Raw genomic sequence first — 20410 nt, 5'->3', positions numbered from 1 at the left:
GCGGACCGGCTTTTCCAGCGGATTCAGCGGCGTGGGCTCACGCGTCGCGCAGGGCCTCGGCCGGCCGGGCGCGAAGCAGCGGAAGGCTCCCCAGCACGCCGATGCCGGTGGTCAGCAGCACCGCCAGGCCCAGGGTCGCGGCGATCGTGCCCCATCCCGGCGCCCAGCCGAGATCGAACAGGCCCGTGATCGTGTACCACCCCGCCGCGCAGCCCACGCCCAGCGCTACCGCCGACAGCACGACCGCAAGCAAAGCGAATTCGATCGCCTGCGCGCCCAGCACCTGCCCGCGCGTGCCGCCCAGCAGCTTCAGCACGATGCTCTCGCGCCGCCGGCTCTGCGCGGAGGAGGCCATCGCTCCGATCAGCACCGCGACGCCCGCGGCCACCGCGACCCCGCCGGCCACCCGTACGGCCAGCGAGATGCGCCCGATCAGCTCGCCGACCTGCGAGATCACGTCACCCGTCCGCACCAAGGTGACCGCCGGCAGCGCCGCCCCCACCGCTCGCGCGATCGCCCCGTCGCGCTCCGCCGGTGCATAGACCCCGGCGAGCAGCCCGTGCGGCGCCTCCTCGATCAGGCCGGGGGAGAAGACGATCGCGAAGTTCAGCCCCATCGCCCGCCAGTCGATCTTGCGGAGCGCGGCGATCCGCGCCGTCACGTCGACGCCCAGCACGGAGACGGTGATCTCGTCGCCGACCTTCAGCCCGAGCGATTCCGCAGCCCGGTCCTCCAGCGACACCAAAGGCGGCCCGCGATAGTCCGCCGGCCACCACTGCCCCGCCGCCACAGCATTGCGCGGCGGCACCGTCGCCGACCATGTGATCGTGCGGTCGCCGCGCAGCACCCAGGCGTCCTCCGGCAGGTTCTTCATCTCTGCGACCGATTGCCCCTTCAAGGCCACGATCGCACCGCGCAGCGACGGCGTCGTCTCGATCCGCGCGGCGGGTGCCGCACCCCGCACCGCCGCGACGAAGGCCGGCTCATCCGCCGGCTGAAGATCGATCGCGAAGAAGCGCGGCGCCTTCTCCGGCACGCTCCGCGTCATCTCGCTCGACAGGCTGGTGTCGATCGCCGCGATCCCCACGAACAGCGAGAAGCCGAGGCCGAGCGCCACTGTCAGCCGCTCGGTCTGCGCGCCCGGCCGCCACAGATTGCCCATCGCCAGCCGCATCAGCGGACGCCGCGGCCGGGGCAGCCGCGCCACCAGCACCCGGATCCCCCAGCCGATCGCCCAGAGGAGGCCGAGCAGCAGCACCACCGCCAGCACGAACCACGCCGCGAGCTTGCGGTCCTGCGCCGTCCCGATCGCCAGAGCCGCGATGCCGAGGGCGATCACCGCCATGCCGGCCAGCGTCAGCAGCGACGGCCGCCCCCGTTCCGCCAGCGCATCGCGCAGCAGGCTCGCCGCCGGCACCCGCCGCGCGCGGGCAAGCGCGGGCAGCGCGAACAGCAAGGCCACCAGCCCGCCGAGCGCCGCCGCCGTCAGCAACGGCACCGGGTAGATGCCCAGCCGTGGCGGCACCGGCAGCGCGCTCCCGGCAAGCGCCCCGACGATCGCTGGAATGCCCGCTCCGACGATCAACCCCGCCGCGATGCCCGCACCGCCGACCACGCCCAGCTCCGCCAGGAACATCGTCGCGATCGTGCGGGTCTCCGCACCCAGCACCTTCATCGTCGCGATCATCTGCGTCTTGCCCGCGAGATACCCGGCGACCCCGCTGCCGACGCCGATTCCCGCGATCGCGAGCGCGGATAGTCCCACCAGCAGCAGGAACTGCGTCAGTTGACCGATCCCGCGCTTCAGGCTCGTCGCCCCTTCTTCCACCGTGCGGCTCGACCAGCCGGCGCCCGGAAACGCCTTCTTCAGCGTCTCGGCGACTTCAACAGGCCGCTCGCCCCGGTTCAGCACGATCTTGTACCGGCTCGCATAAAGGCTGCCCGGCTGCACCAGCCCGGTCGCATCCAGCCCGGCCATGTCGATCAGCACACGCGGCCCGAAGGAGAACCCCTCACCAAGCGCATCAGGCTCCTCCGCGATCAGGCCGCCGACGTGGAACCGCGCCGGGCCGATCCGCAGGGCATCGCCCACCCGCACGTTCAGCCGGTCCGCCAGCGCGCGGGCGATCATCACCCGCCCGCCCCCCGGCCGCGCCGCGATTGCGCCCGGTTCCGCTGTCAGCCGTCCGACCAGAGGCCAGCCGGCATCGACGCTCTTCAGATCGACCAGCACCGGTGCCGCGCCATTCTCCGCCTCGGCCATCGCGCGCAGGGTGATCGTCTCGGATACCCGCCCATGCTCGGCGAAGGCCGCCGCCTCCTCGACCGTCGCCCGCCGCTGCGACACCCGCATCTCCAGATCGCCGCCGACGATCGTCCGTCCCTCGGCGTCCAGCGCGGCGATCATGCTCGCCGACAGGCTGCCGATCCCGGCCAGCGCCGCCGTGCCGAGGAACAGGCACAGCGCCAGCAGGATCAGCCCCCGCCCGCCGCGTGTAAGATCGCGCAGCGCGAAGCGGAGCGCGAGCTTCATCGCCGCTGGTCGGAAACGATCCGCCCGTCGGCCAGCGCGATCACCCGGCCGCAGCGTTCGGCCAGCTGCGGGTCATGGGTAATGATGAACAGGGTCGCCCCCGCCTCCTCCCGCCGCGCGAACAGCAGGTCCATGATCGCGGCACCCGTCTTGCCGTCCAGATTGCCGGTCGGTTCGTCGGCGAAGATCAGCTGCGGCCTCGGTGCCAGCGCACGGGCGATCGCCACCCGCTGCTGCTCCCCGCCGGAAAGCTGCGCCGGATAATGGTGGATGCGGTGGCCAAGCCCCACCGCGACCAGCTCCGCCTCCGCCTGCGCAAAGGCGTCGCCCTCGCCCGCCAGCTCCAGCGGCACCGCGACATTCTCCAGCGCGGTCATCGTCGGCAGCAGGTGGAAGGCCTGCAACACCAGCCCGATCCGCCCGCGCCGCGCGATCGCCAGCGCATCCTCGTCCAGCCGCGCGAAATCGAGGCCCGTCACCTCTACCGCCCCGCCGCTCGGCCGCTCCAACCCGGACAGCACCGCCATCAGCGAAGACTTGCCCGATCCCGACGGCCCCAGCAGCGCCACGGTCTCCCCCGCCGTCACCGTAAGATCGATGCCGCGCAGGATCTCGACCGCCGCCGTTCCCCGCCCCAGCGTCAGCGTGACGTTACGCGCCGCGATGACGGTGCTAACGGGTTCGGGCGCGTCGGGTGCGGAGGAGAAGGCGGATGTCACTGTTCAGGCGATATGGGCTGTTTTCCGGCCTTGTCTACGCCCTTGCGCTGTTGGTCGCCGGTCCCGCTTTCGCGGCGCCCGCCCCGCTCACCATCTGGGCGTTCGGCGACAGCCTCACCGCCGGCTACGGCCTGCCCCCGCGCGATGGCTTCACCGCCCAGCTTCAGGCCGCGCTCCGCAAGGATGGCCTGCCCGTCACCGTCCGCAACGGCGGCATCTCCGGCGACACCGCCGCGCAGGGCTGGGCACGCCTCCGCTGGGGCCTGCGTGGGCTCAAGGTGAAACCCGACCTCGTCATCGTCGAACTCGGCGCCAACGACATGCTGCGCGGCCTGCCCCCGGCGCAGACCGCCAAGACCCTCGACCAGATCCTCACCGAGCTGAAGCGCCGCAACATCCCGGTCCTCCTCGCCGGAATGCGCGCCGCCCCCAATCTGGGCCCTGCCTATCGCCGCCGGTTCGAGGACATCTACCCCATGCTCGCCAAGCGCCACGCCGTCCCGCTCTACCCGTTCTTCCTGGCAGCCTCCGCCGGCAACCCGGCGCTCACCCAGCCCGACGGCATCCACCCCAACGCAAAAGGCGTCGCCGCCAACCTCCGCCTCATGCTTCCCGCGGTGAAGAAGGCGCTGCCTCGCACACGTTGATCCCGCGCCTCAATGCGCCGGGATCGGCCGCGACAGGATCGCCTTACCGCCCTTGCGCCCCGCCGCGAACAAGGCCGGCGGCACCGGCGCGGCCTTGTTGCCCCAGGTCGAGCGGATATAGTTCGCCACCGCCGCCAGCTCGTCGTCCTTCAGCACCTCGGCGAATGCGGGCATCCCGCCCCGGCCGTTGAGCAGGGTCAGCGCCACCGCGCGCGGATCACCGGTCACGAACTTGTCGCCCGCCAGCGCCGGGAAGGCGCCCGGTATCCCCTTGCCGTTCGCCTGATGGCACGCCGCGCAGTTGTTCGCGAACACCGCCGCGCCGCGGGCCGCAGCACCACCCGCCGTCGCACCCAGCAGCGCCACCGCACCCGCGACCGCCCCGAAGATCCCCCTCATCGCCCGATGCTCCCCTACGCCGCCGAGGCCTGCCGGTGCAGCGCGTCGATCTGCATCCATGCGCTCTCGATGCCGCCCGCCTGCCATCCGCCGATATGGCTCATATGCTCGCCGGCCAGGTACATGCGGCGGTCGGGGCGGAGGAGCACCGGATAGTCGCGCGCCCGCGCCTCTTCCGTCCACTGCGCCCAGCCGCCCAGATTGTACTTCACCAGGTGCCAGGCGACCGAGAAGGCGTTCTCGTAGCTCTCGGCATATTCGGGGAAGATCTTCTGCCCGAAATCGACCGCGAACTTCGCCCGGTCGGCCGGGCTCAGCGCGCTCACCTTCGCCGCATCGCCGATGAAGTTGTAATAGCCGAGAAGCACGCCCTTCTTGCCCAGCCAATCGGTCGAAGGAAGCGAGATCGAGCCGATCTCGCCGAAGTCGGTGTAGACATGGCCGCCGTAGATCCAGTGGTTCTCTTCCCAGAACCTTCGCTTCATCTGCAGGCCGATCTTGCCGACCGGCGCATAGGACACGCCGTCCATCGCCGCCTGATGTTGCGGCGACATGCCGTTGTCGATCATCTTCAGGACGGACAATGGAATGGTGTTGATGCAATAATCCGCCGTCACCGTCCCGCGCTTGCCGGTCGCATCCACCACGCTGACGGTGACGCCCTTGGCGGACTGCCGGATCTTCTCGATCTCGGTCGAATAGCGGATCTTGTCGCCGATCCGCTCCGCAAAGCCCTTGGGCAGCCGGTCCATCCCGCCCTTCGGCTGGAACATCGTATGCTGCTGGTCCCAGTTCGACACTGACGACAGCACCCGCCAGGCCTGCGAATCGAGCACGTCCTTCATCGCATGGGGCTTTGACGGCACGCCTCCGTTCAGCCCCGCGCCCGGCTTGGTGATCCAGCCGCGCCCCTCGGTCCCGGAATAGCTCTTGTCCTTGAGGTCGAGGTAACCCTCCGTCGCGAGGTACTCGATGAACAGCTCGCGGTCGGCGGCGCTGAACTGCTGGTCCAGCGCGCCCGCCCCCACCACCTTCGCCAGGATCTCGGCCGAATGCCCGCGCGCATCCGCCGCGATCTCCGCCTTGCGCACCGGCCGGTTGGCCAGCGGCCCGCTGCCCTTGGTCGAATAGATGTAGCTGTTGTCGTTGTCGTTGTTGAACAGCTCCAGCTCGATACCGAACTCGCGGATATAGTGGAGCGTGGATCGCTGGTGGAACGGGATGCGCCAGGGTCCGTGGTTGATGTACAGGCCCTCGTCGAAATCGCAGGTCTGCGACTGGCCGGTCAGCTCGGTCAGCTGGAACCCCTTGCGCGCGGTCTGCGCCCGGCCGCCTGCGAAAGCCCGCGCCTCGATCACCGTCACGTCATAGCCCGCCTTGCCCAGTTCATAGGCAGCGGTCAGCCCCGCCACGCCCGCGCCGAGCACGACCACCGTCTTGCCCTTGCCCCCGCCTTCCAGCGGCGGTGGTGCCGTGACGGCGGAGGCGACGTCCATGCCGAACGCCTTCATGCCCGCGAACAGCAGCGCCGTTCCGCCGATCGCGCTGAGATTGGTCAGGAACGACCGGCGGCTCATGGTCATGTCGGAAACACCTTCCTTGTCGGAATGGACTGAGTGGCCGGCGCGGGCTATTTCGGCGCCTTGACCGCCGTCGCCTCGATCTCGATCAGATATTGCGGCTGCACCAGCGCCGCGACCTGCACAGTCGAACGCGCGACCTTGTTCGGCTGTTCTGCCGTTCCGAAGAACATCTTGTAGGCGTCGTTGAAGCCCTTGAAGTCGAGCTTGCCGCCCAACTTCGGGTCGCCCGCGACGAAGACCGTCAGCTTGACGACATCGCCCATGCTGTAGCCATGCTTTTCCAGCGAGGCCTTGATCTTCTTGAACGTTGAAATGGCCTGTGTATGCGTGTCGCCGTAATCCTCGGCGGTCGTCTTCTTCGTCGGGTCGATCGGATCGGCAAGCTGGCCGCTCAGGTACAGCGTCTCGCTGCCGGCGGGCACCGTCACCCCTTCCAGGATGATCGCCTCCGCGCCGGCGGAATGGCGGACGATCTCCGCCGCATTGGCCGAACCGGCGAAGAAAAGCGCGGCGGCGGCACCAAGGAACTTGTTCATTCAAGCGTCTCCTCTCGCAATCGCAAGGTCATGGCAGCGGCCCCGCCATATGGCTTGGCCGGCGCGCCACTCTTTCATCTTTCGGCGACAATGGCACGGCCAAAACTCGTCGAAGCGGCACAGGCCTGATTAAGCGGCGGACATCTGCACATGAAATACGCACCCTCATGAACAAGGAATAGGCACCCACCGCGATACAGTCGAGCTTAAGCCGGCCGCTCGGAACGGAGTCCCGAACGGAGTTATGGCAACAACAGTTTCGAGTCTCTCCAGTCCGGATACCTTTCCGGCCCGGATTCCGACTCATGATGCCGCATCGAATACATGTGTCAACCATGTGACAAAAACATCACTCTCCTACCCGTCGGTGCGGGGAGTCATTTTTCTTTCACGAATCCTCTTGTCGTCGCGGCAATCTGCAACATAGCATCGACTCTTATCGAAGAGACTGCCCGATCGCGCCTCCCTTCGCTTGAAGCGAAGATGAGGCGTCCGGTTGATTGATGCTTCCGTGGCGGACGACTTGTCCGGCGGAGGGCTGTTCGTTGGCGTATCGAAGCAGGCGGCAATCGACCGCAGCTTTGACGGAGAGGCTCCTGGAGGTTGTCTTCAACGGGGGAGCTTTAATGATTACAAGATCGATGATCTCGCATGCAGCGCTGGCCGTGGCGCTGCTCGGCAGCGCCGCCGCCTCCTCTGCGCAGACCACGCCGGAAAGCCCGCGTGAGGCAGGACCCGCGCCACAGGCCGAGGACGGCGCATCCGCTTCTGAAATCGTCGTCCTCGGCACTCGCCGCCTCGACCGCAGCCTGACCGACTCGGCCTCCCCGGTCGACGTGATCAGCGCGCAGGAACTGACCACGCAGCCGGCCGCCGACATGCTCGACGTCGTGCGCAACATCGTGCCCTCCTTCTCGGTGGGCCAGAACACCATTTCCGACGCGTCGACCTTCGTGCGCTCGCCCACCCTGCGCGGCCTGCCCGCCGATCAGATCCTCGTCATGATCAACGGCAAGCGCTTCAACCGCTCCGCCTTGGTCCAGGTCGCGGGCGGCGGCGACACTGCGCTGTCGATCGGTTCGCAGGGCGCCGACATCTCGCTCATTCCCTCGATCGCGATCGGCAATCTTCAGGTGCTGCGCGAAGGTGCGACCGCCCAATACGGCTCTGACGCGATCGCCGGCGTGCTCAACTACAGCCTGCGCACCGATCCGCATTTCGAGGCGACGGCCCGCTACGGCCAGTTCTACGACAATGGCGGGGACGGAGAGAGCAAGCAGTTCGCGGCCAGCGTTGGCCTCCCCGTGGGCGATGCCGGCTTCATCACCTTCGCCGGTGAGTATTTCGACGACAACGGCACCAGCCGCGGCGTCACCCGCCCGCTGGCGGCACTCCTGGCCGAGAACAATCCCGGCCTTGCCGATCAGATCCCGAACTATCCGGGGCCGGCGCAGATCTGGGGCTCGTCACCGACCGACGGCTACAAGCTGATGTTCAATACCGGCTTCGACGTCGCGGATTACGCGCAGATCTATTTCTTCGGCAATCTCGCCCATTCGAAGGCGGACCAAAGCTTCAACTATCGCCCGCCGATCTCCGGCACCTTCGTGGATGAGGGCGGCGTCTCGCACAGCCTGGGCATGAACGGTGCCTTCGCCCATCCCGTCTACCTGACGCCCTGCCCGCCGGGCAGCGTCACCTGCGCGGCCGGCGGCTTCATCAAGGACAGCAACGTCTTCAACTTCAGCTCGCTCTATCCGGCCGGTTTCACCCCCCGCTTCGTCGGCGTGAAGGATCAGGCCTATGGCGTGCTCGGCGTAAAGGGCGAGGTGTCGGACCTGCGCTACGACCTGTCCGCCTCACTGGCCCGCAATTCGCTAGACCTGTCGATGTACCAGTCGCTGAACGCGTCCTACGGACCGCTGTCTCAGACCGAGTTCAAGTTCGGCAAGCTGATCCAGAAGGAGTTCAACGCCAACGCCGACTTCACCTATGAGGTCGATGCCGGCCTCGCCAGCCCGATCACCATCGCTTTCGGCGGCGAGTTCCGCCGCGAGTCCTACACCTCGACGGCGGGCGACGAACAATCCTACGGTATCGGCCCGTACAGCACGCAGCCGCTTTACGTCGAAACCGCGCCGGGTGTCTTCGTGCTCGACTCGACCGTCAGCATGTCCCCTGGCGCCAGCGGCTATGGCGGCACCAGCCCCAACTCCGCCGGCACGACCACCCAGAAGAGTTGGGGCGGCTATCTCAGCGTCGAGGCGGACGTCACCGACACGCTCACCCTCGGCGCGGCGGGGCGCTACGAACATTACAACACCTTCGGCAGCGCCAAGGTCGGTAAGATCAACGCGCTGTGGAAGGCGACCCCCGGGGTCTCGGTGCGCGGCACGGTCGGCACCGGCTTCCACGCGCCATCGCCAGGCCAGGCCGCGACCGAGATCCTCACCACCTCCTTCAGCGCTGGCGTTCAGGTCCAGACCGGCACCTACCCGGTCGACAGCCCGATCGCTCAGTATTTCGGCGCTGTCGGCCTCAAGCCGGAGAAATCGACCAACTACGGCCTCGGCCTCGTGCTCGAACCGATGACCGACTTCACCGTCACCATCGACGCCTATCAGATCAAGGTCCGCAACCGCATCAGCATCACCTCGTCCTTCGGCGTGACGGCGGCGGACCTGATCGCGCAACCTGCGTTGGCGGCAGTTGGCGAGGGCGGCGACGTCAACTACTTCACCAACGGCTTCGACACGCGCACGCGCGGCGTCGACGTCGTCGCCAACTACAAGATCAACGCCCTCGACAATCCTCTCAACCTGACGATCGCGTACAACTACAACAAGAACAAGGTGACCAGTCACAATCCCGTCGCGATCAACGATGCCCGCATCTACGACATCAGCCATTACTCGCCTCGGCACCGGCTGAACGCTTCGGGCGTCTACTCGATCGGCGACTTCACGTTGACCGTCCGGGAGAACTTCTACTCGTCATGGTCCACCGAACAGGACTATCCGGGCGACAAGTTCGGTTCCGAATTCACCACCGACATCGACGTCAGCTACACCCTGTCCGATCACTATACGCTCTCGGTCGGCGCGACGAACCTGTTCAACAACTATCCGGACAAGATCAAGAATACGGTCGACAACCCGATCTACCCGATCACCGGCGGCACCGCCGACGGTCAGGTCTATCCGCGCAGCGGCGGCCCCTTCGGCATGAACGGCGGCTTCTGGTACGGCCGCGTCCGCGTGAAGTTCTGACGGCGATCACTCCGCGCCCGGTTCACGCCGGGCGCGGAGACCGGATTGCTAGTCCAGTTCCCGCCCCGCCGTCTCCGGCAGCCAGATCAGCGTCACCACCAGCGCCATCGCGACCACCGCGACGGTGTACCAAAGGCCGGCGAAGGGATCGCCCGTCCGCGCCACGATGTACTGGCTGATCAGCGGCAGGAACCCGCCGAAATACCCCGTCCCGATATGATAGGGCACCGACAGCGACGTATAGCGGATGCGTGCCGGAAAAAGCTCGACCAGCAACGCCGCGACCGGGCCATAGGTCATCCCCGACAGGAACCCGATCAGCGCGATCACCATGACGATCTGCACCGATCGGGAGAGTGGCGGCGTGATCTTGTCCAGCGGATAGCCCGCCCGCGTCAGCGCCCCCTCGATCGCCGCCTTGTCCGATGCGTCGACCGGCTCGCCCCCGATCGTCAGCACCGGCGCCGCGCCGACTGCGCCCGTGGCCTTGGTATAGGACACGCCCTTCTTCGACAGCACGTCCAGCACCTTGCCGCAGGCGGTCGGCTGCTCCTTCTGCGCGAAGGGATCGTAGGTGCAGTCGCTGCCGGTCACGACCACCGGCGCGCGGGCGCTGGCGGCGGCAAGCTCGGGATTGCCGCTCGCCGCCATCCAGTGGAACAGCGGGAAGATGGCGAGGATGGTGAGCGCATAGCCGATCACGATCGGCTTCTTCCGCCCGATCTTGTCCGACACCCAGCCGAACAGGATGAACCAGAACAGGCTGACCACCGCGCCCGCCCCCACGATCGCGCGGGCGGGCGTGTCGGCGATATGCAGCGTGTTCTGCAGGAAATAGAGCGCCTGGAACTGCGCGGTGTACCAGATGACGGTCAGCCCCGCCGCGAGGCCGAACAGCGCCACCAGCACCAGCTTGACGTTGCCCCAGCTGGCGAAGGTCTCCTTCAGCGGCGCCTTGGCGATGTCGCCGCTCGCCTTCATCGCCTGGAACACCGGACTTTCGTGCAGCATCAGCCGCACCCAGAGCGATAGGGCGAGGAGCACGATCGAGAACAGGAACGGGATGCGCCATCCCCAGGCCTGCCACGCCTCGTCGCCGACGGCGAGTTGCGCGGTGATCGTGACGATCAGGCTGAGGAGGAAGCCGCCGATCACGCCAGCCTGGATGAAGCTAGTATAGAACCCCCGCTTGCCCGCCGGCGCGTGCTCCGCGACATAGATCGCCGCCCCGCCATATTCACCGCCCAGCGCCAGCCCCTGGAACACGCGCAGCACGACCAGGAGCAGCGGGGCGGCCACGCCGATGCTGGCATAGGAGGGCATGGCGCCCACCAGTGCGGTGGCAAGGCCCATCACCACGATCGTCGCGAGGAACGTGTACTTCCGCCCCAGCCGATCGCCGAAATGGCCGAACAACGCGGCCCCGATCGGCCGCATCCCGAACCCGATGCCGAAGGTCGCGAGCACCAGCAGGAACTGCGCCGTCTCGTTCCCCGCCGGAAAGAACTGCCGCCCGATGATCGCGGCAAGCGTGCCATAGATGAAGAAGTCGTACCATTCGAACACCGTGCCGAGCGTCGACGCGACGATCACCAGCCGGTTACGCGCGGCCTCACTCTGCGCGGGTGTGTGCGATGACATATGGCCCCCTCTCCTCGCCCCGGTATTACGGGGAGCGAACAGAAGGGCAAGCGCTTGGCATCGGAAGAGATCGGAGGGCGGACCCATCCCCTCTTGCGCGCGCAGGCGCAGGCGCACCTGCGTTGGGTTGCGACCTTTGCGGCTTTCAACGCCGCTGCGGTTCCTAAATTACGGCAACAGTGACGAAATGAATCTCCGGAACCTTCAGGGGGCCTTTGAAGCCATTATCCCGCACGTGATCCGGGGTTCCGCTTCGTCGGGCGGTCCGCAAGGCAGCGGGATCCGGGATCACGTCCGAGATGACGAACTATCTGGCAAATGGCGGCAACGGCGCGGGGATCGTCGGGTCGTACGCCTTCCAGTCCTCGCCCAGGGCGGTCAGCGCGCTGGATGCGACCTGCCCCTGCGTCAGGCAGTCGCCCGACGGGGCCGCGCCCTGCTTCACCGCCGGGCCCATCGCGGCGAACCAGATCTCGTTCGATCCGGCGAAGCCGTTCTTCCTGATCTCCTCCGGCGTGCCGGGCTTGTTGGCGGCGACCACGGCGGCGGCGCTGGCGTGATAGGTCCAGTTCACATTCGGCGCCGCCCCGCGTCCGTGATCGGTGGTGACGATCAGCGTCGTCCGCCCGCGATAGTCCGGGTCGGCCTGCGCCGCCTCCCAGATCTGGCGGATCTGGTCGTCGGTGCGGTTCGCGGCATAGAGGTACTGGTTGTACTGCCCGGCATGGGCGACCTCGTCGGTCTCCCCGAAGGCGACGTAGAGCACGCGCGGCTTGGGGCCGCGGATCGCATCGATCGCCTGCCGCACGGCGAGCACGTCGGTCGGCGACTTGTTGCCCGGAATACCGGCGTTCACGGCCACGCCGCTCCGCTTGTCGTTGATGATGTAGGGGAACGCATCCCACATCGACACCGCCGCGACCTTGCCCTGGAAGCCCGGCCGCTTGTTCAGCCATTCCAGCCAGGTCGTGTTCTTGTTGTAGACCTTGTCGTTGCTGCGGATCGCGTCGTCGGGCTTGCCGGTCAGGATCTCGTTATAGCCGGGGTAGGAGAACCACATGCCGTTCGCGACGCGCATGCACTGGCCCTTGTCCTGCTCGCCATAGAGCACGCCCGCCTCCGCCATCTTATGGACGAAGGGCATCAGGGCGGCGGCGCGATCGGGCACGTCCATCCACGCCGCCTTGGCGAGCGGGCGGATCTCGTCATCGGTGAACGCCTTGTCCTCGATCAGCTGGGGATCGGGCCCGCGAAACACCTCCTGCCAGCGCATCCCGTCGAGGGTGACGAGGATCAGGCGCTGGCCGTTGTCCTTGGCAAAGGCGGGGCCAGCAAGCGCCGCGACACCCGCGATCAGAACAGCAACCAACTTCCGCATCTCACCACCCCATCGTCAAGCCGGCGAAGGCCGGCACCACTTGCCACCATAGGAGCCTCGGTCCGACGAGAATCGGCCAGCGGCGGCTTGGCGAGCCTTAGACAGGATAGAAGTCAGTTCGCGGACGCCCGCACTTTCACTGGCGATTCCAGCCACCGCTCCCTATCTCCCCGCTAGCCCTCTCGCCAGAACAGAGCTAGAACACCCCACATGCTGACCCACATCCCCGAGCAGAGGTGCGCCGTATGCTCACGCACATAAGCGTCCGCGGCGCGCGCGAGCACAATCTCAAGGGCGTGGATGTCGACATCCCGCGCGATACGCTGACGGTGATCACCGGCCTCTCCGGCTCCGGCAAGTCCAGCCTCGCCTTCGACACCATCTATGCCGAGGGGCAGCGGCGTTACGTGGAGTCCCTCTCCGCCTATGCGCGCCAGTTCCTGGAGCTGATGCAGAAGCCCGACGTCGATCATATCGAGGGCCTCAGCCCCGCGATCTCGATCGAGCAGAAGACGACCAGCCGCAACCCGCGCTCGACGGTCGCCACCGTGACCGAGATCTACGACTATATGCGCCTGCTCTGGGCGCGGGTCGGCGTGCCCTATTCGCCCGCCACCGGCCTGCCGATCGCCGCGCAGACGGTCAGCCAGATGGTGGACCGCGTCATGGCCCTGCCGGAGGGCACCCGCCTCTACCTCCTCGCCCCGGTCGTGCGCGGGCGCAAGGGCGAGTACCGCAAGGAACTCGCGCAATGGCAGAAGGACGGCTTCACCCGCGTCCGCATCGACGGCGAGTTCCACGAGATCGAGTCCGCCCCCGCGCTCGACAAGAAGTACAAGCACGACATCGAGGTGGTGGTCGACCGCCTCGCCGTTCGCGAAGGCATCGAAAGCCGCCTCGCCGACAGCTTCGAAACCGCGCTGAAGCTGGCCGAGGGGCTGGCCTATGTGGATCTGGCCGACGGCGCGCTGCCGGATGCCGACCGCACCGCCTCGGGCGCGAAGATGAAGGGCGCGGGCGTGCCCGACAACCGCATCGTCTTCTCCGAAAAGTTCGCCTGCCCCGTCTCCGGCTTCACCATTCCGGAGATCGAGCCGCGCCTCTTCTCCTTCAACGCCCCGCAAGGCGCCTGCCCCACCTGCGACGGCCTCGGCGAGAAGCTCCTCTTCGATCCCAACCTCGTCGTCCCCAATGAGGCGCTGACGATCAAGAAGGGCGCGATCGTCCCCTGGGCCAAGTCGAACCCGCCCAGCCCCTATTACATGCAGGTGCTGGCCAGCCTCGCCCGCGCCTATGACTTCACCCTCGACACCCCCTGGCGCGACCTTCCCGAGGAGACGCAGGCCGTCATCCTCACCGGCACCAAGGGCAAGCCCGTCACCCTCCGCTTCATCGACGGCAAGAAGTCGTACGAGGTCAACAAGCCCTTCGAGGGCGTGATCGGCAACCTCAACCGCCGCATGCTCCAGACCGAGAGCGCGTGGATGCGGGAGGAGCTGGCGCAGTACCAGACGCCCTCCCCTTGCGAGACCTGCGGCGGCGCGCGCCTCAAGCCCGAGGCGCTGGCCGTCAAGATCGCCGGGCAGGACATCAGCCACGCCACCCACCTCTCGGTGGTCGACGCCCTCGCCTTCTTCTCGGGCCTCACGGAGGGCATGACCGATCAGCAGAAGGCGATCGCCGAACGCATTCTGAAGGAGATTGTCGAGCGGCTCGGCTTCCTCAACAATGTCGGCCTCGACTACCTCAATCTCGACCGCACCTCCGGCACCCTCTCCGGCGGGGAGAGCCAGCGCATCCGCCTTGCCAGCCAAATCGGCTCCGGCCTGTCCGGCGTGCTCTACGTCCTCGACGAGCCGTCGATCGGCCTGCACCAGCGCGACAACGACATGCTGCTTGCCACCCTCCGCCGCCTCCGCGATCTCGGCAACACCGTGCTCGTCGTGGAGCATGACGAGGACGCGATCCGCTCCGCCGACTACGTCATCGACATGGGGCCGGGTGCGGGCAAGCGTGGGGGCGAGGTGATCGCCGCCGGCACGCTCGATCAGGTCCTCGCCAACGACGCCAGCCTCACCGCCGACTACCTGACCGGCCGGCGCGAGATCGCCGTCACCCCCACCCGCCGCAAGGGCAACGGCAAGAAGCTGACGGTGAAGAACGCCCGCGCCAACAACCTGCGCGGCGTCAGCGCGTCGATCCCGCTCGGCACCTTCACCTGCATCACCGGCGTCTCGGGATCGGGCAAGTCCAGCTTCACGCTCGACACGCTCTATGCCGGCGCCGCCCGCGCGCTGAACGGCGCGCGCGTGATCTGCGGCCCGTGCGACGGGATCGACGGCCTTCAGCATCTCGACAAGGTGATCGACATCGATCAGTCGCCGATCGGCCGCACCCCGCGCTCCAACCCCGCGACCTATACCGGCGCCTTCACCGCGATCCGCGACTGGTTCGCGGGGCTCCCGGAGGCGCAGGCGCGCGGCTACAAGCCCGGCCGCTTTTCCTTCAACGTGAAGGGCGGCCGGTGCGAGGCGTGCACCGGCGACGGCCTGCTCAAGATCGAGATGCACTTCCTCCCCGACGTCTACGTCACCTGCGACGTCTGCCACGGCAAGCGCTACAACCGCGAAACGCTGGAAGTGCAGTTCAAGGGCAAGTCGATCGCCGACGTGCTGGACATGACGGTCGAGGACGCGGCCGAGTTCTTCAAGGCCGTACCGCCGATCCGCGACAAGATGAACATGCTGGCGGAGGTCGGCCTCGGCTACGTCCATGTCGGCCAACAGGCGACGACGCTCAGCGGCGGCGAGGCGCAGCGCGTCAAGCTCGCCAAGGAACTCGCCCGTAGAGCCACCGGCCAGACCCTCTACATCCTCGACGAACCCACCACCGGCCTCCATTTCGAGGATGTGCGAAAGCTCCTGGAGGTCCTCCACGCCCTCGTCGAACAGGGCAACAGCGTCGTCGTGATCGAACACAATCTCGACGTCATCAAGACCGCCGACTGGATCATCGACCTCGGCCCCGAAGGCGGCGTCAAGGGCGGCGAGATCGTCGCGGAGGGCACGCCCGAGCAGGTGGCGGAGGTGCCGGGCAGCTATACGGGACGGTATTTGGCGCCGTTGTTGGCGCGGGCGGGCGTGGCACCGGTGGCGGAGGCAGCGCCGGTGAAGAGAGTGCGGAAGACAAAAGCAACCGCCTAATCTCACTCTCCCCTTCCGGGGAGAATCTATATACGTGCGTGATCCACCATTATTTCACGATCTCAGCGGGCCAACTGAAATGAGTGTATAAGAAGGGCGTTCCATCCTCCTTCGTCACCTCTTTCGCATAGATGCGAAACTTAGTGCCTACCGCGTAGCGCTTCCGCATATCGCGTGAGCATTCCACATTCATGGTTTCAGAATAAAACTGCCCGGAGACTGGCCTAGCGCGGACGCTGCCCTTGCCGCCTCTCGACGGCCCTTCGTAGGTCTCGATCACGATTTGCCTGTATGGCGACCATGGCTTCAATAGTGACATGGATGCAGCTTACACCAAAAAGCCCCGCTTCGGGTCAAATGTTTCTGCCATCGTCCGTCGGCGATGGCATCTCTGGCGCCTCGCGAAGTGCCGCTTTCAGCGCAGTAATCAGGGTTAGCGCCTCTTCTGCGTGCGCCTTGTTCATAATCGCACCGCTTAGATGAATGACGTATCCGCCATTGACGGATCGCGACAGCTTAAGCTCCGGCCCTTCAACGATCATAGTCGGAGCCGTCCTCTGGGGCGCGGTCGCCTGAACTTGTGAATGTTGCACCGTAACGTCCTCTTGACGATCGCCGCCGGTCGGGGCGGTCGCCTGATCGTCATCGCCATCACCCGATCCCTTATTGAAAACGAAGGTTAGATTGTCCTTGTAGATGCCCAATGCTGCACGCGCCGACTGATCGTTCAGTCCGATTTCGGTCTTCAAGTAGCTGCGCGCAACGGGGTCGCTCGGCAGCTCATCCCCCCAGTGTTTGTGCAAATGACGCATGAGGTTCGGTGAGAGAGCGAACGTGGCGCGCAGCTCCGCTCGGTCATCCTCAATCTCGGTCATAAAGTACTTGCGCGCGGCATCGGTGAGCTTGACCGCTCGCTCGGCATTTGCTCCAGCATCAGCCAGCAGACCGTAGCCTTTAAGCGCCGCTACTGTTTGGAAGCCGCCGCTGCTCTTGTCCGAATAGCCCCACGAGGCAAACGCCGTTGGCATCTTGAGGCCATTACCTCGCCGATCGTCGTTGTAGAGCGCCTCGGCTCGATCCAGCGCCTTGGTGAGGTTGATAAACGGGAAACGTGTAGAGGGGGTGTCCGCCATGTCAGCCTCCGAAGTACATCGGATTATTCTCACGCCTGAATTTCAATTTCAATGAATTTCACATCACCCTTGAAGAAGGCTTGCGGGCGGAACGGTTTCTGCTTATCAAACCGATGCGAGCGAGACTCGCTTGATGCAGGAGGAGCCAATTTGATAGCGACCGAGCAGCGGTAACGAGAGCCGCATATGAGAAAGGCGACCCGAAGGCCGCCTCTCCCGTAACCTACCCCGACCGACGAAATCGCCTTCGGAACGGCTGACTGTGAGAAGCACCGTTTCGCATAATTCGGCGCTCGGGGCAAGATGGAGCACGCGACCGATGGTTTTCGTTCGCACTTACATCCGCATCCGGCATTGCCGTATCGAGCGGGTGCGCCCCCACTACCGCCGCCGCTAATTTAGCGGTCTAGTCGCTGCCTTCGGGTAGCTCGTCATCAACCACTTGGGGCGGCTCCGGCCGCTCCGTTTTTTCGCGCTCTATGTTATTCTCGACTTCCTTGAGATCGGCTGGAGGTAGCGGCCAAGCGCTTCGTCAAACGGACTTACGGCGCGGAGTTACGGCGACAGTTTGCTAAATCTTTTCCCCCATGAGACGATGATGCCTTGCGGCGGGAGCAGCGGAAAGTCCGGTCTTAACGCCTGCGCTCACCCGCCCCTCTTCCAACATCCGGCCATCTGCCTTATCTTACCCCCATGACCAAGCTCGACCCTCTCGTCTCCGAGTTTGCGACGACCGAGGAGGCGGAGGCGCATGACGCCTGGGTCCGCGCCAAGGTTGCCCGCGCGATTGCATCGGACAAGCCGCGCGTGCCCCATGATCAGGTTGTGGCCGAGGTCCGGGCGATCATCGAGAAGCATCGCAAAGCCTGATGCTCCTGATCTGGAGTGATGAAGCGCGACACGAGTTTCGCGCCGCGATCGACTTTATCGCCGAACGCAACAAACTCGCGGCCGAGCGGCTTGCGGATCGCATCATCGAAGCCTCCGAGCGCCTGACAGACCACCCCTATGCACACCGCCCTGGCCGCATCGACGGCACGCGGGAAGCGGTCGTCCACCCGAACTACATTCTCATCTACCGCGTCACCGCCAACGCGATAGAGATTCTCACGCTGGTCCACACTCGTCAGCAATACCCCTGACGCTTGCCGCCTGACCTGCCACTCTGATACCCTGATCGACTGTCTTCAGGAGATCGGACCATGCATCACAAGCGCAAACGCCCCCGCAATGCCCGCGCCGGCTGCAAGTTGTGCAAGCACTGGAAGGTGAACGGCCACCGCACGGAGCGGCGTGACGGGGAACGCTTCAGCGACCACAAGCGGCGCACCGCGCCGGCCGAGTAGACTGGAACAAACCCGCAACAAACCCCTGTCCTACACCCCCGGTTGGTGCATATCAGTCGGGTCCGCGAAACCATTTCGACAGGACTCGGCCCATGAACGCCCACACCGCCATCTCCTCCCCCGCCGCGTCGGATGCGGCCACCGCCACCCCGGCGCCCGAAACCGCATCCGCCCACCGCCACCGCAACGACGGCTGGACGCCCGATCGCCAGCGCCGCTTCCTCGAACTCATCGCCGACGGGCACACCGTGGACGACGCCTGCCTCGTCGTCGGGCTCAGCGCGACCTCTGCCTACAGCTTCCGTCGCCGCGCGCCGGGCTCGGCCTTCGCGCTCGGCTGGGCGGCGGCGAACCTGCATGGGCGGGAACGGATCGCCGCCACCCTCCTCGCCCGCGCCATCCACGGCCAGAAGGAGACGGTCGAGAAGGAAGCCATCGACAGGGAGGGGGGCACCAAGATCGTCACCATCACCCGCACCCGCATCGACAACCGCCTCGGCCTGCACATGCTCGCCCGCGCCGATCGGCAGGCGGATGCGCCCGATCCGCACGGCCACGGCCTCGCCGCCCGCCTCGTCGCGCAGGAGTTCGATGCCTTCCTCGACCTGGTCGAGCGTGACGAGGGGCCGGCCCGCGCCGGCCTGTTCCTCGCCGCGCGGCTTCCCGTCGGAGAGGCGGGCGCGCCGGGCGACAGCGCCGCCGCCGATCTCGCCCCCGTCGTGGCGCTCGCCCGCGCCGACCGTTTCCTGAAGGCAGGCGCGGGCCTCGCCTCCGAGGTCGACACCGCCGATCTCGATCTCGCCACCCGCGCGACCTGGACCGCCGAGCAGTGGCAGCGCGCCGAGGCCGCCGGGCTGATCGCCGTCACCCCCGTGGAGGATCCGGACGAGGCAGCGCGTGAACCGCAACTTTCGCAACTTAGCGACGATCTGCCGCCGCTGAAGCAGCCCAAGCCCGTCTGGTTCCACCAAGGCAGCCAGTGCTGGCGCACCCGCTTCCCCGCGCCGGAGGGCTTCGACGGCGAGTGGTGGAGCTATTACGGGGCGCCCGATTACCAGCGCGAGCTGACCGCCGAGGAGGTCGCGATCATGGACACCCCCGCCGACGTCGAGATCGCCGCGCAGGGAGCCAGGGAGACCATCGCCCGCGACCGCTGGTTCGAGAACTATCTCGAGGACTTCGCCACCGAATGGGCGGAAAAGACGGTGGCGGCGGAAGAGGCGGCGGCCGCGCAACTCATACCTCCCCCGGAGGGGGAGGGGGACCAGCCGCAGGCTGGTGGAGGGGTAGGTGCCGCAACCACCAAGGCCAGCTCTTGCTGACCCAACCCTCCAGCGCCTCTGACTGCCTCCCCCTCCCCGGGCAGGATCATCGCTCCCCCCCACACGTTCCGCCCATCCCATCCCCCACAAAGGCAGAACGCATGAGCATCTTCAGCAAGATCAAGGACGCCATCTTCGGACACAAGCCCGCCGCCCCCGCCCCGGCCCCCGCGCCGACGCCCAAGGCTGCTCCAACCCCGCCCCCCGCCGCCCCCACCGCGAAGCCCGCCCCGGCCCCCGCCGCCTCACCCGCCCCCGCGCCGATGGCCGAGGTGGATGTCGAGGCGGTGCTGACCGATCTCGCCGCCAAGTCCGGGCAGCAGCTCAACTGGCGCAGCTCGATCGTCGACCTGATGAAGCTCCTCGGCCTCGATTCCAGCCTCACCGCCCGCAAGGAGCTGGCCGAGGAGATCGGCTATGCCGGCCCGAAGGACGGCTCGGCGGAAATGAACATCGCCCTCCACAAGGCGGTGATGAAGAAGCTCGCCGAAAACGGCGGCAAGGTGCCGGCGGACCTTAAGGACTAAGGGGCAGGCGTCACGCTCGTTGCACCCCTCTCGTCATTCCCGCGAAAGCGGGAATCGCGCCGGGCACAAGCCACGACCAAGTGAGGCACACACAAGAAAAGGGCCGGAGGATCGCTCCCCCGGCCCCAACTTCGGTCTGGCTTGGGACGAACCGGGCGCAGCCCGGCCCGTCGG

At 66.6% G+C, this 20410-nt stretch carries 16 protein-coding genes; 8 read left to right on the top strand and 8 right to left on the bottom strand.

All coding sequences use genetic code 11. The annotated features are described in order from the left end of the window. Window positions 1–37 precede the first annotated feature (37 nt). The gene (locus ACM608_RS05065; protein ID WP_419682173.1) at window positions 38–2533 is read right to left on the bottom strand and encodes an ABC transporter permease; all 2496 of its coding nucleotides are present in this window, start codon (window positions 2531–2533) and stop codon (window positions 38–40) included. Next, window positions 2530–3252, bottom strand: coding sequence for an ABC transporter ATP-binding protein (locus tag ACM608_RS05060; RefSeq protein ID WP_419682172.1), 723 nt, complete (start codon window positions 3250–3252; stop codon window positions 2530–2532). The genes ACM608_RS05065 and ACM608_RS05060 overlap by 4 nt, the downstream gene beginning before the upstream one ends. Here ACM608_RS05060 and ACM608_RS05055 point away from each other — a divergent pair. Next, window positions 3246–3899: an arylesterase gene (locus tag ACM608_RS05055; RefSeq protein WP_419682171.1), complete on the top strand. Its 654-nt coding sequence runs from the start codon at window positions 3246–3248 to the stop codon at window positions 3897–3899. The genes ACM608_RS05060 and ACM608_RS05055 overlap by 7 nt on opposite strands. 9 nt (window positions 3900–3908) lie before the next feature. Here the strand turns inward: ACM608_RS05055 and ACM608_RS05050 are convergent, their stop codons facing one another. The 3 genes from ACM608_RS05050 to ACM608_RS05040 are packed head-to-tail and all read right to left on the bottom strand — an operon-like array spanning window position 3909 to window position 6417. After that, on the bottom strand, window positions 3909–4298 hold the full coding sequence (locus tag ACM608_RS05050) for a c-type cytochrome (RefSeq protein WP_419682170.1): 390 nt from the start codon (window positions 4296–4298) through the stop codon (window positions 3909–3911). Between the two features lie 14 nt (window positions 4299–4312). Then, window positions 4313–5881, bottom strand: coding sequence for an NAD(P)/FAD-dependent oxidoreductase (locus tag ACM608_RS05045; RefSeq protein ID WP_419682169.1), 1569 nt, complete (start codon window positions 5879–5881; stop codon window positions 4313–4315). A 47-nt stretch (window positions 5882–5928) separates the two neighbouring features. Further along, window positions 5929–6417: a RidA family protein gene (locus ACM608_RS05040; RefSeq protein ID WP_419682168.1), complete on the bottom strand. Its 489-nt coding sequence runs from the start codon at window positions 6415–6417 to the stop codon at window positions 5929–5931. A 641-nt stretch (window positions 6418–7058) separates the two neighbouring features. Between ACM608_RS05040 and ACM608_RS05035 the strand changes: the two genes are divergently transcribed. After that, window positions 7059–9686: a TonB-dependent receptor plug domain-containing protein gene (locus ACM608_RS05035; RefSeq protein WP_419682167.1), complete on the top strand. Its 2628-nt coding sequence runs from the start codon at window positions 7059–7061 to the stop codon at window positions 9684–9686. Between the two features lie 48 nt (window positions 9687–9734). Here the strand turns inward: ACM608_RS05035 and ACM608_RS05030 are convergent, their stop codons facing one another. Further along, window positions 9735–11327, bottom strand: coding sequence for an MFS transporter (locus ACM608_RS05030; RefSeq protein ID WP_419682166.1), 1593 nt, complete (start codon window positions 11325–11327; stop codon window positions 9735–9737). Between the two features lie 307 nt (window positions 11328–11634). Continuing rightward, the gene (locus ACM608_RS05025; protein ID WP_419682165.1) at window positions 11635–12705 is read right to left on the bottom strand and encodes an alkaline phosphatase family protein; all 1071 of its coding nucleotides are present in this window, start codon (window positions 12703–12705) and stop codon (window positions 11635–11637) included. A gap of 245 nt (window positions 12706–12950) precedes the next feature. On the opposite strand from ACM608_RS05025, the gene uvrA reads away from it, so the two are divergent. Continuing rightward, on the top strand, window positions 12951–15908 hold the full coding sequence (gene uvrA / locus ACM608_RS05020) for an excinuclease ABC subunit UvrA (protein WP_419682164.1): 2958 nt from the start codon (window positions 12951–12953) through the stop codon (window positions 15906–15908). 353 nt (window positions 15909–16261) lie between these two features. Here the strand turns inward: uvrA and ACM608_RS05015 are convergent, their stop codons facing one another. Further along, entirely contained in the window at window positions 16262–17041 is a 780-nt protein-coding gene (locus ACM608_RS05015; protein WP_419682163.1) for a hypothetical protein, read from the bottom strand. Between the two features lie 693 nt (window positions 17042–17734). Here ACM608_RS05015 and ACM608_RS05010 point away from each other — a divergent pair. The 5 genes from ACM608_RS05010 (at window position 17735) to ACM608_RS04990 (ending at window position 20236) form a co-directional block, all read left to right on the top strand. Continuing rightward, window positions 17735–17911 carry a stability determinant gene (locus ACM608_RS05010; RefSeq protein WP_419682162.1) on the top strand — a complete coding sequence of 59 codons (177 nt, stop codon included), beginning with the start codon at window positions 17735–17737 and terminating at the stop codon, window positions 17909–17911. After that, window positions 17911–18183, top strand: coding sequence for a type II toxin-antitoxin system RelE/ParE family toxin (locus ACM608_RS05005; protein ID WP_419682161.1), 273 nt, complete (start codon window positions 17911–17913; stop codon window positions 18181–18183). The genes ACM608_RS05010 and ACM608_RS05005 overlap by 1 nt, the downstream gene beginning before the upstream one ends. Before the next feature lie 60 nt (window positions 18184–18243). Further along, window positions 18244–18387, top strand: coding sequence for a hypothetical protein (locus ACM608_RS05000; protein WP_419682160.1), 144 nt, complete (start codon window positions 18244–18246; stop codon window positions 18385–18387). 92 nt (window positions 18388–18479) lie between these two features. Continuing rightward, window positions 18480–19709, top strand: coding sequence for a hypothetical protein (locus tag ACM608_RS04995; protein WP_419682159.1), 1230 nt, complete (start codon window positions 18480–18482; stop codon window positions 19707–19709). Between the two features lie 101 nt (window positions 19710–19810). Then, complete coding sequence (locus ACM608_RS04990) at window positions 19811–20236, top strand: DUF3597 domain-containing protein (protein ID WP_419682158.1); 426 nt, start codon at window positions 19811–19813, stop codon at window positions 20234–20236. Window positions 20237–20410 lie beyond the last annotated feature (174 nt).

It is taken from the genome of Sphingomonas sp. ID0503 (assembly GCF_048565625.1).
Taxonomy (GTDB): domain Bacteria; phylum Pseudomonadota; class Alphaproteobacteria; order Sphingomonadales; family Sphingomonadaceae; genus JBLZUR01.
This window is presented reverse-complemented; position numbering and strand designations above follow the sequence as displayed.

Coding starts and splice junctions, on each gene's coding strand:
- ACM608_RS05065 (WP_419682173.1), bottom strand. CDS start 2,533: ATGAAGCTCGCGCTCCGCTTCGCGCTGCGCGATCTTACACGCGGCGGG.
- ACM608_RS05055 (WP_419682171.1), top strand. CDS start 3,246: ATGTCACTGTTCAGGCGATATGGGCTGTTTTCCGGCCTTGTCTACGCC.
- ACM608_RS05050 (WP_419682170.1), bottom strand. CDS start 4,298: ATGAGGGGGATCTTCGGGGCGGTCGCGGGTGCGGTGGCGCTGCTGGGT.
- ACM608_RS05045 (WP_419682169.1), bottom strand. CDS start 5,881: ATGACCATGAGCCGCCGGTCGTTCCTGACCAATCTCAGCGCGATCGGC.
- ACM608_RS05040 (WP_419682168.1), bottom strand. CDS start 6,417: ATGAACAAGTTCCTTGGTGCCGCCGCCGCGCTTTTCTTCGCCGGTTCG.
- ACM608_RS05035 (WP_419682167.1), top strand. CDS start 7,059: ATGATCTCGCATGCAGCGCTGGCCGTGGCGCTGCTCGGCAGCGCCGCC.
- ACM608_RS05030 (WP_419682166.1), bottom strand. CDS start 11,327: ATGTCATCGCACACACCCGCGCAGAGTGAGGCCGCGCGTAACCGGCTG.
- ACM608_RS05025 (WP_419682165.1), bottom strand. CDS start 12,705: ATGCGGAAGTTGGTTGCTGTTCTGATCGCGGGTGTCGCGGCGCTTGCT.
- uvrA (WP_419682164.1), top strand. CDS start 12,951: ATGCTCACGCACATAAGCGTCCGCGGCGCGCGCGAGCACAATCTCAAG.
- ACM608_RS05015 (WP_419682163.1), bottom strand. CDS start 17,041: ATGGCGGACACCCCCTCTACACGTTTCCCGTTTATCAACCTCACCAAG.
- ACM608_RS05010 (WP_419682162.1), top strand. CDS start 17,735: ATGACCAAGCTCGACCCTCTCGTCTCCGAGTTTGCGACGACCGAGGAG.
- ACM608_RS05005 (WP_419682161.1), top strand. CDS start 17,911: ATGCTCCTGATCTGGAGTGATGAAGCGCGACACGAGTTTCGCGCCGCG.
- ACM608_RS05000 (WP_419682160.1), top strand. CDS start 18,244: ATGCATCACAAGCGCAAACGCCCCCGCAATGCCCGCGCCGGCTGCAAG.
- ACM608_RS04995 (WP_419682159.1), top strand. CDS start 18,480: ATGAACGCCCACACCGCCATCTCCTCCCCCGCCGCGTCGGATGCGGCC.
- ACM608_RS04990 (WP_419682158.1), top strand. CDS start 19,811: ATGAGCATCTTCAGCAAGATCAAGGACGCCATCTTCGGACACAAGCCC.